The following is a 12912-nucleotide window of genomic DNA, read 5'->3' on the forward strand; positions in this document are numbered from 1 at the left end:
TAGCCCGCAAGGATCTGTACGAGTCCGCTAAAGCGGCTAATCCCAGCCGCTGGAGCGGGAACACACGTAACTGGCAGCTTGCAGAAGCTGTTTATCTGAACCCGGAGCGACCGGATGCTAGGGCCGCAATGGCTTGCTAAAACAGTAGTAAGGCGACAGATACATTGACACGTACCGCGTTTGCCAAAAGTGACCCGCTGTAAGAGCGGAACCATAAGCCGCCGTTACCGCAGCAACGGATATGTACACAAACCAACCCACCGAAAATCAGGCGTTACCAGCCAACCTCAACCGAGCCGCCTGAGTAAAATCCAACATCCGCTTCAGCGGCCTAACCGCCTGCGGAATCACCGAAGGCTCAACAAAAATCTCATTACTCCCCTCACGCAAACATTGCAGCGTACGTTCCAGGGTGTTCATCGCCATCCAAGGACAATGCGCACAACTGCGACACGCCGCCCCATTCCCGGCCGTAGGCGCCTCGACAAACACCTTATCCGGGCACAACTGCTGCATCTTGTAGAAGATACCCCGATCAGTAGCCACGATAAACGTCTTGTTCGGCAACCGCTGCGCCGCCGCGATCAACTGGCTGGTCGACCCCACCGCATCCGCCAACTCAATCACCGAAGTGGGCGACTCCGGATGCACCAGAATCGCTGCGTCCGGGTACAACGCCTTCATGTCCTCCAACTGCTTGGACTTGAACTCCTCGTGCACGATGCAAGCACCGTCCCACAGCAGCATGTCCGCACCCGTCTGACGCTGGATATAGGTGCCCAGATGCTTATCCGGCCCCCAGATAATGGTCTCGCCGTTATCCATCAGGCTTTCGACAATCTCCAACGCACAGCTGGAAGTCACTACCCAATCAGCCCGGGCTTTCACCGCTGCCGACGTGTTGGCATAAACCACCACAGTGCGCTCAGGGTGCTGATCACAAAACGCCGAAAACTCATCCACCGGGCAGCCAAGGTCCAGGGAGCACGTAGCTTCCAGGGTTGGCATCAGGATGCGTTTTTCAGGCGTGAGGATCTTGGCCGTCTCGCCCATGAATCGCACGCCCGCCACCAATACGGTCTTGGCCGGGTGCGCCGCGCCGAAGCGGGCCATTTCCAGGGAGTCGGAGACACAGCCACCGGTTTCTTCGGCCAGGGCCTGAATCACCGGATCGCAGTAGAAGTGCGCCACCAGCACCGCGTCCTGAGCCTTGAGCTCGGCAGCGATGGCGGCACGGTAGCCCGCCTCTTCTTCAGCGCTCAGCACCTTGGGCTGCTTGGCGTCGAGGTGGGCTTGGACCAGAAGGCGTTCGGAAATTTGCGTCATGTTCGCAAGACCTGCAGGCGCAGTTGCGCGAAAGTCGAGTGTACCACCGGCTCTGGAGCCCTTCGGGCGCCGCCGGACGAAGTGATTGTGTTCATCAAGCACGGTGAAGCTGCGCAAGGCTACAGAATATCGAATGGTTTCAAAAGCCTAATCTGGGATTCGACGAAGCATAAAAAAAGGGAAACCCGGCCAGGGGTTTCCCTTTTTTTCAACGACAGGTTTAACGGGGCAAAACGGTGGGATCGTCTTGCAGCAACACCAACTGATGCATGTTCGCCAGCGCATCCTTCAGGATAGTTTCATCAGCGCCCTGGGCCTTTTTGCCTTCCCGCGCCGCGTACTCCAGCAACACCAGGTAGTCGCGATGGCTGCTGGCCTGGTTCGGCGCCACGGTGTCTTTAACCAATATCCCCATCTCATAGCGCTGGGTACGGGTGATCTGGCTGGCACTCTGGTCCACGGAGGCGTTGGTCAGGAAGCCGTCCTTGTAGGTGATATTCGCCGAGCTGCTGGCCTTGTCGTCGACCTGCACATAGAGGTAGTTCTGCGACTCGCGCTGACTATCGAAAGACGGTGGCTTACCGCCATTGAGCGCCAAATGAAAACTGGCGTTGAGAGTTGATTGCTGGACCTGGTCGACCGTGCGATTCGAGAGGTCATTGCCGCCGACGCGGGTCTTCTGGGACACCTCATAGGCAAACGTGTCGGTTTCCGCCAGGCGGGCCGGGTTCGGGGACGAGGCCGTCTGGCTGATGGAGGCCTTGAAATCTGCGAGACCGGTGAGCAGGCCTTGATCCGCCGCATTCCGGGTCAGCGGCTGTGGCGCCTTGATGCCCTGCGGGTAGTTGCTGTTCATGGCGGTAAACGCGTCCTTGAACATCGCCATCAGGTCAGCGTCGGCTTTGCCCCGCGCCTGGGCCTTGTCGAACTGGGCCAGGTAGCTTTTCAGCGCGATTGCCTGCTGCTTGGCGTTGCCGAGGATGCCGGCGTTTTTCAGGTCGACCGAGAGATTCACTTCCCCCGCCGGACCACTCATCTTCGTCGTACGGCTCTGGTTGTCCGCATGGAACGCAAGGGTGAGGTCGTCAACGTTGCCCACTTTCAATTTGCCGCTGAGATCCACCGAGGACAACACACTGGAATCAAACTGCGTCAGCTTGCTCAACTCGAGTTTCGGCGGCTGGGCGGCCAGGCCGTCGATGGCACCCTGGAAGGCTTCGCCCAACTTGGCGACTTCCTTGAGCTCGGCGGCGCTGAGGGTGCCGCCGTCCACCTTGGCCTGCGCAGCCAGGCCACCGGACTGGCTGGCCAGGCTGAAGGTGACGGTCTTGCCGCTGGCCGTCTTGACGGTGAGGCTGACCAGGTTGTCTGCCTTGCTGTGGAGCAGCGCCTGTTGAATCTTGAGCGCGTCGGGGCTTTGGGTCTTGGACGAAGTGGTGCTCAGCGCCGACTGCGAGATGTCGGTACCGCTCTTCGCAAATTGCTCGATCAGGGTCGCGCCCAGGCCGCTGAAGCCCGTGCCTCTGGGCAGCGCATAGAAATTCGTGTTGATCGCTTTAGTCACCGCATCGTAGCTGTCACTTTCCCAAGCGTTGATCGACCCATGACCGGGCAATTGTCCGTTTCGGGAATACGTCTCGGCTTGAACCTCCATCGTGACATTGCCAAGGCTGACCACCGAGGAAGGACGCACGGCAGTGACCTCCGTTTCTGGCGTCAGCGTCGCTGGCGGCGTAACGGCGGGTCGATTGATAAGGGGAATGGCGGAGCTGATCGGCGAAAGCGTAGTCATGACGATCCCTGTCTTGAGCTGAATTACGCCTAATTTAACCAAGACAGGCAGGGTTTGGTAGCGCGATTGATACAATTGCTAGCAAAGAGCCATGTCAGAAAAATGACTCTTTGCCCTGTTCCGGTGCATCAGAAGCGGTAAGTGACCGAACCACCAAAACCGTTGGCGCTGTTTTCATACTTGGCGTCGTAGGTCAGGCCCAGGGCGGGCTGGCTCTGGCGCACCTTGATCGGTTCTTCCTTGAGGTAGGAATAGGCCACGTCAAAGGTTACGTTTTCGATTGGCGTCCACCCGGCACCGAGGCTGAACACAGTACGGTCACCCGTCGGAATGCGCACGGAACGGTCGGTGTTGTTGGTTGGCGTCTGATCCACCGAGAACCCGGTACGCAGCACCAGTTGTTTGTTTACCCGGTACGCCGCGCCAATGGCGTGGGACCAGGTGTCATGCCAGTTCTGCTGTTCGGTGATCGCATTCAAGCCGCCGAACTGGGCGGCCAAGGCTGACACACCGTCGTTGTTGATGGTGATCTTCTTCAACTGGCTCCAGCGCGTGTAAGTGCTGCCCAGGTACAGGGTCCAGTCATCGTTCAGTTGATGGGTAACCGAGAAGTCCACCGACGAGGGTGTGGTGACATTGAGGCTGGCGTCATAGCGTTGCGGGCCGCCATCAAAGGCATCGGAAATCAGGCCGGAAGCGTTAGTCTTGCCGCTGAGGTGGTAGACCACTTGCGAGTGATAAGTCAGGCCGATGCGCGTGCTTTCCAGCGGTTGTACCAGGATACCGGCATTGAAACCGGTGGCGGTGTCGTCGCCCTTGACTTTGACCTTCTCGCCGGCGCCACCCCCAAGCGGCACGTTGGAATCCAGTTCACCCGAGATCCGGTTGAAGGTAGGACCAAAACCCACTGAGACCTTGTCGTTGAAGGCATAACTGACCGTCGGCTGGACGGTGATGACCTTGATCTGGCTTTTATTGCCAAAGCCATTGCCCTGAAAGCTGCGCTCATAGTCGGTTTCCAGGCCGAACGGCGCATAGATCCCCAGGCCGAACGCCCAGTGTTCATCAATCGGCGTCACCAGGTAGCCCATCGGCACGGCAATGCCCGGCACCATGTCGCCCTTGTCGGTGCCCGGGTTATTGGCACCGAATTGCGAGGAGCTGGCGTTCTTGATATTCGAACTCGCATCCAGGTAAGTCGCCCCGATGCTCACTTCATTCTGCTTGAGGCGGGACATGCCGGCCGGGTTGCCGAACACCGTGCTGGCGTCATCGGCGGAGGAGGAACGCCCGGCGTAGCCTGTACCCATTGAACTGATGCTTTGTTCATTGAGGGCGAAACCACCTGCAAACAGGGACGTGGAGGCGAGCGAAATCGACAGCGCCAAAGCGCTCTTGCAGAGTTTTTTATTCATTATTAGAACTCGAATTATTGGGCAGCACGAGGAAGCTACCAATCTTCGAGCGGGCAAATTATGAAGAGTTTTTCATGCGAAAAATTGTCCGACAATCCTCTTGATTTCAACGACTTTGGCGGTTTTTAGCGCACTCATTCAGACCTGAAAACCCGAAAATGACTGATGAGTTTTAAGCTTGATCCGGCGCTTGCAGACAGACGGGCGACCGCCGTCGAATTAGCGTCAAGTTGCTGGAGATATAAGTGTCGCAATGACATGATGGCGGCTATTTAACACGCGCGGCAGCACTCAAATGAATAGCACTATCGGGAAGGGTTCAGAAACACATCGCCCACCCGAAACGGGTGCCAGCGATTTGTCCGTCGCGGGCCTGGATCACAGCGAAGCCTTCACCGAGCGCGTGCTTGCCAGCATCAACGACTGCATCAAGGTGCTGGACCTCGACGCGCGGCTGACCTTCATGAGCGAAGGCGGCAAGCAGATCATGGAGGTCAGCGACTTCAATGCGATTCGCGGCTGCCCCTGGCCGGACTTCTGGCAGGACCAGGGTAATCTCGACGCCAAGGCTGCCGTGCAAGCCGCCCGGGATGGCCACAACGCCAGCTTCATCGGCGCCGCCAACACCATGGCTGGCAACCTGAAGTGGTGGCATGTGAACGTCAGCCCGATCATGGGCAGTGACGGTCTGCCGGAGAAAATCCTCTGCGTCTCCCGGGACATCACGCCCCTGCGCGAAGCCGAAGAATCCCTGCGCAAGCTCAACGAATCCCTGGAGCAGCGGGTGATCGAACGCACCCGCGACCGCGACCGCATCTGGCGCCTGTCACCAGACCTGATGCTGGTGGCGCAACTCGACGGTGTGATCTCCGCCGTGAACCCGGCCTGGACCCGCATGCTCGGTCACGCCGAAAACGACCTGGTGGGCAGCCAATTGCTGGCGCTGGTCCACCCCGACGACCTGGCCGTCTCATCCTCGGCAGTCAGTCGCCTGGGGGACGGCAAGAACTTCCCCAACTTCAAGAACCGTTACCGCCACCAGGACGGCAGCTACCGCATGATCGCCTGGACGGCCGTGCCCGACAGCGACTACATCCATGCCGTGGGCCGCGACATCCAGGCCGAGGAAGAAGCCAAGGAAGCCCTGCGCCTGTCAGAAGATGCCCTGCGCCAGTCACAGAAACTGGAAGCCATCGGCCAACTCACCGGCGGTGTCGCACACGACTTCAATAACCTGCTGACGGTGATCAAGTCCTGCGCCGACTTGCTCAAACCGCCCGCCCTGAGCGAAGCGCGCCGCATCAAATACGTGGAAGCCATCGCCAGCACCGTAGATCGCGCAGCCCGCCTGACCGCCCAACTGCTCACGTTCGCCCGCCGCCAGGCCCTGCGGCCAGAGGTGTTCAATGTCGGCGAAAGTGTGAAGCGGGTGGGAGAGATGATGGACAGCCTGACCGGTTCGCGGGTCAAGGTGAGCATCCAGGTACCCGACGATGCCTGCTTTATCAACGCCGATGAAAGCCAGTTCGACACTGCTTTGGTCAACATGGTGGTCAACGCCCGGGATGCCATGGCTGGCAATGGGCATTTGACGATTACTGTCTCGACGGCCAGCTGGCTACCTTCGGTACGCGCTCATCCGGTACGCATCGCCGATTACGTGACCATCGAACTGACGGACACCGGGTCGGGTATCCCGCCGGAGAAACTCGACGCTATCTTCGAGCCCTTCTACACCACCAAGGGCATCGGCCAGGGCACCGGGCTGGGATTGTCCCAGGTGTACGGTTTCGCCAAGCAATCGGGCGGTGAAATCCTGGTGCAGAGCGAGTGCGGTACCGGCAGCCAATTCACCCTGTACCTGCCCAAGGTCGAGCCAAGCGCCATGCCGGCGCCTCAGGCCACCAGCACCTCGCCTATTGTCTCGGGCTTGGGCGTGCTGATGGTCGAGGACAACGCCGATGTCGGCCTGTACACCTCGCAGACCCTGGAACAGATGGGCTTTCACGTGCTGTGGGTGCCCGATGCCCAAAGCGCGCTGGAAGCGCTCGCTCCCAACCCGGAAAGCTTCCAGGTGGTGTTCTCGGATATCTCCATGCCCGGCATGAGCGGCCTGGAGTTACTGGACGCGATCGAGGCCCTGTATCCGTGGCTGCCCGTGGTGCTTACCACCGGTTACAACGACGAATACGCGCGTATCGCTCAGGAAGAGGCCAGCCGTTTTGTCTTGCTGCAGAAGCCATATTCCACCCAGGCGCTGGCCCTGCTGCTGCAAAAAGTCGTCAACAGCCGCCTGCCCTTGGTCGCACAAAGCTAAACCGCAGGCTGGGCCGTGTCTGGAACATTGCCCATCTCCAGGGCCAAGTCCAGCCAGGCCCGCGCCGCCGGTGGCAGATGCGCCTGTCGCCGCCAGGCCAGGGCGATGTGCCAATCGGTCTGAGGCTCGTCCAGCTGAATCAGCGCGATACCGGCATGCAGGTGTTTGTAAGCCAGCATGCTCGGTAGAAACGCGATCCCCAGCCCCGCAGCAACCAAGTCGACGATAAAGTCGATCTGCGCGCTGCGGGCGGTGATGCGCGGGACTACGCCTCTGCGCTCGCAGGCCGTGAGAATAATCCGGTTAAGCGCAAACCCGGCTTCGAACAGAATGAACGGCGAGTCGGCGAGGTCGGAAAAGTCGACGCTTTTGCGCCCGGCCAGTGGATGGTCGATCGGCATCACCACCATCAGCGGTTCGACGCGCACATCCTGATATTCAAATTCCCCCGCCACCGGTACCAGTAACGCTGCCAGGTCCACCTCGCCGGCCTCCAGGCATTCGCCGAGCTTCTTGCTGCCGTGCTCGATCAGCTCGATTTCGATTTCCGGATAACGCTGTCGATACAACGCAAACATCGCCGCAAACAGCACGCCACTGCCCACCGGCGGCAAGCCGATGCGCAATACACCGCGCTTGAGTCCCAGCAGGTCGTTGATCTCCGCCACCAGGTCACTTCGCTCGGCGAGCAACACCAGGGAGCGACGGTAGGCAATTTCGCCGGCGGCCGTCAGCTCGCTCTTGTGGCCGATGCGATTGAACAGCGGCGTGCCCAACTCATCTTCCAGGGTCTTCACCGCCTTGCTCACGGTAGACTGCGTGAGTGAAACCACCTCGGCCGCCTGTGAGAAGCTGCCCTGGCGTACTACTTCGACAAAGGCCAACAGCGTACGAAGGTTCATGAGTATTCCGTTTGCGACTTGAATCAAGTTGGAAAAGTTGTTTTTACCATGAAAGGCGTTTGTCTATCCTCCCCCCACCGTTTCTTCATTCCGGGGCATCACTGTTCATGATCATTTCGTCCGCATCGGATTACCGCGAAGCCGCCCGCCGCAAACTGCCGCGTTTCCTGTTCGACTACATCGACGGCGGTGCCTACGCCGAACACACCCTAAGGGCCAACAGTTCGGACCTGTCCGACATCAGCCTGCGCCAGCGCATCCTGCGCAACGTCGAAAGCCTGAGCCTTGAAACCACGTTGTTCGACCAGCCATTGGCGATGCCGGTGGTGCTCAGCCCCGTGGGCCTGACCGGCATGTTTGCCCGGCGTGGTGAAGTGCAGGCGGCGAAGGCGGCGGCGAACAAGGGCATTCCGTTTTGCCTGTCGACCGTGTCTGTGTGCCCGATCGAAGAAGTGGCGTCCCAGAGCCCGCAATCCATCTGGTTTCAGCTGTATGTGCTGAAAGATCGCGGCTTCATGAAAAACGCCCTGGAGCGAGCCCAGGCCGCCGGGGTGAAAAACCTCGTGTTCACCGTCGACATGCCCACCCCCGGCGCGCGCTATCGCGATGCGCATTCGGGGATGTCCGGCGCCTACGGCCCGCAACGCCAAATACTGCAAGCCATGACCAAACCGGCCTGGGCCTTCGATGTTGGCCTGCTGGGTCGCCCCCACGACCTGGGCAACATCTCCAAATACCTGGGCAAGCCCACGCAGTTGAAGGACTACATCGGCTGGCTGGCGAACAACTTCGATCCGTCCATCAGCTGGAAAGACCTGGAGTGGATCCGCGAGTTCTGGAAAGGCCCGATGATCATCAAAGGCATCCTCGACCCCGAGGATGCCAAGGACGCGGTGAGCTTTGGTGCCGACGGCATCGTCGTCTCCAACCACGGCGGCCGCCAACTGGATGGCGTGCTGTCCACGGCCAAGGCGCTGGCGCCTATCGTACAAGCCGTAGGCAGCGATCTGACGGTGCTGGTGGACTCCGGCGTACGCTCGGGGCTGGACGTGGTGCGCATGCTCGCGCTGGGCGCCAAGGGCGTACTGTTGGGCCGTGCGCAGGCTTATGCACTGGCCGCCGACGGGCAGCGTGGCGTGGAAAACCTGCTGGATATCTTCGCCAAGGAAATGCGCGTGGCCATGACGCTGACCGGGGTCACGTCGATTGCACAAATCGATGAATCGATTCTGGTGCGCAGCCAGGGTTGATTGGCGCAATGGCCTCAGAATCACTCTTCTGAGGTCATTCGCAGATATTTCTAAATGTTTCTTCATAAAGCCAAACCGTCATCAAACAGAAACATCCCAGGAATTAAATCGTCACGTCTTTGACAGGTGGAGCCCTCCACTTAACCCTTTTCTTTGAGGTGTCGTCGTGATGTTGCTGACCAAAAAGAGTCTGTCAGTGTTGTTCACTGCCCTGTGCCTGAGTGGTGTCGCTCACGCCACCGACGTCACGGGCGCAGGCTCCAGTTTCGTCTACCCGGTGCTGTCCAAGTGGTCCCAGGAATACAGCAAGAATTCCAATGACCGGATCAACTACCAGTCCATCGGTTCTGGCGGCGGCATCGCCCAGATCAAGGCGGCGACCGTAGACTTCGGTGCTTCCGACGCACCGCTGTCGGTGGATGAATTGAAGGCCGGCGGCCTCGGCCAGTTCCCCAGCGTGATTGGCGGCATCGTGCCGGTGATGAACGTCGAAGGCGTTGCAGCAGGCCAACTGAAACTCGATGGCGAGGTGCTGGCGAAGATTTTCCTCGGTGACATCAAGGCCTGGAACGACCCGGCGATTGCCGCGCTCAACCCCGGCCTGAAGCTGCCTGGCGCGAATATCACCGTGGTCCACCGCTCGGACGGCTCGGGCACCTCGTACAACTTCACCAACTACCTCTCCAAAGTCAGTGATGGCTGGAAAAGCAAAATCGGTTTCGGCACCACCGTGCCGTGGCCAGTCGGTGTGGGTGGCAAGGGTAACGAAGGTGTTTCGGCCTACGTAAAGCAGATCAAGAACTCCATAGGCTTTGTTGAATACGCCTACGCCCTGCAGAACAAGATGAATTACGCCTCACTGAAGAACGCGTCCGGCAAATTCGTCGAGCCCAACGCCAAGGCCTTCCAGGCAGCGGCGGATACCGCCGACTGGGCCAACGCCCAAGACTTCAACCTGATCATGACCAACGCACCGGGCGAGAACGCGTGGCCGATCACGGCGACCACCTGGATCATCATGTACAAGCAGGCAAAGAACGCCGAGCAAAGCCAGGCCGCTTTCAACTTCTTCAAATGGTCGTTGGAGAAAGGTCAACAGCAGGCTGCGGCATTGGACTACGTCGCGTTGCCTGATTCCCTCGTGACCCGGATCGAAGGTTACTGGAAGTCCGACTTCGCCCACTGATCCGTCCTCCCATGACCCCCTTGCCAGGCACCTGCTTGAGCAAGGCGGGTGAGCACATCTGATATGAACGAAACTGTCCATCCTCTGGCCATGACCACTCACGCGAGCGATGTGTCGGGTGACAGCCGCGCCGCTCGCGATCAGCGTAACGACCTGTGGTTCAAACGCTCGATGTTCGGGGCCGCCATGCTGGTCTTGCTGTTGTTGGCAAGCATCGCCGCCTCGACATTGTGGGGCGGCGGCCTGGCCTTCAAGACCTTCGGTTTCGGTTTCATTACCAGCACCGAGTGGGATGCGGTCAACAACCACTTCGGCGCCCTGGTACCGATTTACGGCACCTTGGTCACCTCCTTCCTGGCGTTGCTGATTGCAGTGCCGGTGAGTTTTGGCATCGCGATTTTCCTCACTGAAGTGGCGCCGCCCTGGCTGAGAATGCCGGTCGCCTCCGCCGTTGAATTGCTCGCGGGCATTCCCTCGATCATTTATGGCATGTGGGGTTTGTTTGTTTTCGGGCCCTTTATGGCAGAACACTTGTCACCCTGGATCAACGATTACCTGGGTGCGCTTCCGTTTATTGGCTCGCTGTTTCAGGGGCCGCCGCTGGGCATCGGGATGCTGACCGCCGGCATTGTGCTGGCGATCATGATTACGCCGTTCATTACGTCGGTGATGCATGAGGTTTTCCGCAGTGTGCCGACTCAATTGAAAGAATCGGCCTACGCGCTGGGCAGCACTACCTGGGAAGTGGTGTGGGACATCGTGTTGCCCTACACCCGTTCGGCAGTGGTTGGTGGGGTATTTCTCGGCCTCGGTCGCGCCCTGGGTGAAACCATGGCCGTCACCTTCGTGCTGGGTAACGCACAACAGTTCTCCGCCTCATTGCTGATGCCCAGCAGCTCCATCGCATCGGTCATCGCCAACGAGTTCAGCGAGGCCTATACCGACCTGCATCGTTCGGCACTGATCGCGCTGGGCTTCCTGCTGTTTATCGTGACGTTCGTGGTGCTGGCACTGGCGCGGCTGATGCTCATGCGCCTGTCACGCAAGGAGGGCCTATGAACAGCAACGAACGCCTGTACCGCAAGCGTGCCTTCAAGAACCGCGTGGCCATGCTGCTGAGTTGTGGCGCCACCGCCTTTGGCCTGTTGTGGCTGGCGTGGATTCTGTTGACCACCATCATCAACGGCTTTCAGGCACTCAACCTGCGCCTGTTTACCGAGATGACACCGCCACCCGGAACAGACGGCGGCCTGGCCAACGCGTTTTATGGCAGCGCCCTGATGTCCGGGATTGCGCTGCTGATTGGCACGCCCATCGGGCTGATGGCCGGTATCTGGCTGGCGGAATTCGCACGGCATTCGCGCCTGGGTACCACGGTGCGTTTCATCAACGACATTCTGCTGTCCGCGCCCTCAATCGTCCTCGGTTTGTTCATCTACACCGGCGTGATCCTGCCGCTGAACCTGTTGACCAATCACCAGGTCGGTTTCTCTGCCATTGCCGGCGCCCTGGCGTTGGCACTGCTGGTGATTCCGGTGGTGGTGAGGACGACCGACGAGATGCTCCAACTGCAGCCCTCCACCATGCGTGAGGCCGCCCTGGCCCTGGGCGTGCCGCAATGGAAGCTGACGTTGCAGATCGTGTTGAGAGCCGCCAAGGCCGGCGTGGTGACCGGCATCCTGCTGGCGCTGGCTCGGATTACCGGCGAAACCGCCCCGCTGCTGTTCACTGCCTTCGGCAACCAGTTCTGGAGCAGCAACTTGCTCAAACCGATCGCCAGCGTGCCGGTGGTTATTTTCCAGTACGCCATGAGCCCCTTCGATGACTGGCACTCCCTGGCATGGGCAGGCGCCTTGGTACTGACGATGTTCGTGCTGGTGCTGAGCTTGCTGTCTCGCCTGATTCTTTTACGCAATAGGTCCCACTGATGCAATCGACCCGCCTTGATCCTGAAAAAACCAAAATCCGTGTCCGTGGGTTGGAGTTTTTCTACAACAACCAGCGTTCGCTGAAATCCATCGACATCGACATTCCGGAAAAACGCATCACCGCGATCATCGGTCCATCGGGTTGCGGGAAGTCGACCTTGCTGCGGGTGTTCAACCGCATCTACTCGATGTACCCGAAGCAGGAAGCCCGCGGCGAAGTGCTGCTCAACGGCGAAAACATCCTCGCCCCCGGCTACTCGATGAACCGCCTGCGCAGTCATGTCGGGATGGTTTTCCAGAAGCCGGTGCCGTTCCCCATGTCGATCTACGACAACATCGCCTATGCCGTGCGCCACCATGAAAAGCTCTCACGCCGGGAAATGGATGACCGTGTGGAGCAGGCCCTGCGCGGAGGCGCCCTGTGGGATGAAGTGAAAGACAAACTCAAGCAGAGCGCCCAGAGCCTCTCAGGCGGGCAGCAGCAACGCCTGTGCATCGCTCGCACCATTGCGCTGCGGCCGCAGGTTTTGCTGCTGGATGAACCGACCTCGGCACTCGACCCGATTTCCACCGGGCGTATCGAACAGTTGATCACCGAGCTGAAAGAGCAATACACGGTGATCATCGTGACCCACAACATGCAACAGGCCGCGCGGGTATCCGACAGCACGGCGTTCATGTTCATGGGCGAACTGATTGAGCACGGCAATACGGATGAGATCTTCACCAAGCCGAAGATGAAGCAGACCGAGGACTACATCACCGGGCGGTTTGGCTAGGTTTAAAACAAAAAAGC

The 12912-nt window shown here is 59.4% G+C and carries 10 protein-coding genes; 6 read left to right on the forward strand and 4 right to left on the reverse strand.

Going from position 1 to position 12912, the window contains the following annotated elements; genetic code table 11:
* Positions 1-267 precede the first annotated feature (267 nt).
* The 3 genes from nadA to AU074_RS27650 form a co-directional block, all read right to left on the reverse strand.
* Positions 268-1326, reverse strand: coding sequence for a quinolinate synthase NadA (nadA, locus tag AU074_RS27640; RefSeq protein ID WP_003209852.1), 1059 nt, complete (start codon positions 1324-1326; stop codon positions 268-270).
* Positions 1327-1546: 220 nt separating this feature from the next.
* On the reverse strand, positions 1547-3118 hold the full coding sequence (locus AU074_RS27645; protein ID WP_256576982.1) for a lactate dehydrogenase: 1572 nt from the start codon (positions 3116-3118) through the stop codon (positions 1547-1549).
* Between the two features lie 128 nt (positions 3119-3246).
* Positions 3247-4533 carry an OmpP1/FadL family transporter gene (locus AU074_RS27650; RefSeq protein ID WP_076017419.1) on the reverse strand — a complete coding sequence of 429 codons (1287 nt, stop codon included), beginning with the start codon at positions 4531-4533 and terminating at the stop codon, positions 3247-3249.
* A gap of 358 nt (positions 4534-4891) precedes the next feature.
* On the opposite strand from AU074_RS27650, the gene AU074_RS27655 reads away from it, so the two are divergent.
* The gene (locus tag AU074_RS27655; protein ID WP_076017728.1) at positions 4892-6850 is read left to right on the forward strand and encodes a PAS domain-containing sensor histidine kinase; all 1959 of its coding nucleotides are present in this window, start codon (positions 4892-4894) and stop codon (positions 6848-6850) included.
* Here the strand turns inward: AU074_RS27655 and AU074_RS27660 are convergent.
* The gene (locus AU074_RS27660; RefSeq protein WP_076017420.1) at positions 6847-7752 is read right to left on the reverse strand and encodes a LysR family transcriptional regulator; all 906 of its coding nucleotides are present in this window, start codon (positions 7750-7752) and stop codon (positions 6847-6849) included. The genes AU074_RS27655 and AU074_RS27660 overlap by 4 nt on opposite strands.
* 107 nt (positions 7753-7859) lie before the next feature.
* Between AU074_RS27660 and lldD the strand changes: the two genes are divergently transcribed.
* The 5 genes from lldD (at position 7860) to pstB (ending at position 12895) form a co-directional block, all read left to right on the forward strand.
* Positions 7860-9002 carry an FMN-dependent L-lactate dehydrogenase LldD gene (lldD, locus tag AU074_RS27665; protein WP_076017421.1) on the forward strand — a complete coding sequence of 381 codons (1143 nt, stop codon included), beginning with the start codon at positions 7860-7862 and terminating at the stop codon, positions 9000-9002.
* 169 nt (positions 9003-9171) lie between these two features.
* A complete protein-coding gene (gene pstS, locus AU074_RS27670; RefSeq protein WP_076017422.1) occupies positions 9172-10188 on the forward strand; it encodes a phosphate ABC transporter substrate-binding protein PstS in 1017 nt (338 codons plus the stop codon).
* Positions 10189-10251: 63 nt separating this feature from the next.
* The gene (gene pstC, locus AU074_RS27675; RefSeq protein ID WP_083676737.1) at positions 10252-11247 is read left to right on the forward strand and encodes a phosphate ABC transporter permease subunit PstC; all 996 of its coding nucleotides are present in this window, start codon (positions 10252-10254) and stop codon (positions 11245-11247) included.
* The gene (pstA, locus tag AU074_RS27680) at positions 11244-12116 is read left to right on the forward strand and encodes a phosphate ABC transporter permease PstA (protein ID WP_010169939.1); all 873 of its coding nucleotides are present in this window, start codon (positions 11244-11246) and stop codon (positions 12114-12116) included. Before pstC ends, pstA begins: the two co-directional genes overlap by 4 nt.
* Positions 12116-12895 (forward strand): phosphate ABC transporter ATP-binding protein PstB, encoded by a 780-nt coding sequence (gene pstB, locus AU074_RS27685; RefSeq protein ID WP_003209835.1) that lies wholly within the window; start codon positions 12116-12118, stop codon positions 12893-12895. The genes pstA and pstB overlap by 1 nt, the downstream gene beginning before the upstream one ends.
* The last annotated feature ends 17 nt before the right edge of the window (positions 12896-12912 follow it).

Origin of the sequence: Pseudomonas sp. ATCC PTA-122608, from assembly GCF_001952855.1 — a bacterium.
Lineage (GTDB): Bacteria > Pseudomonadota > Gammaproteobacteria > Pseudomonadales > Pseudomonadaceae > Aquipseudomonas.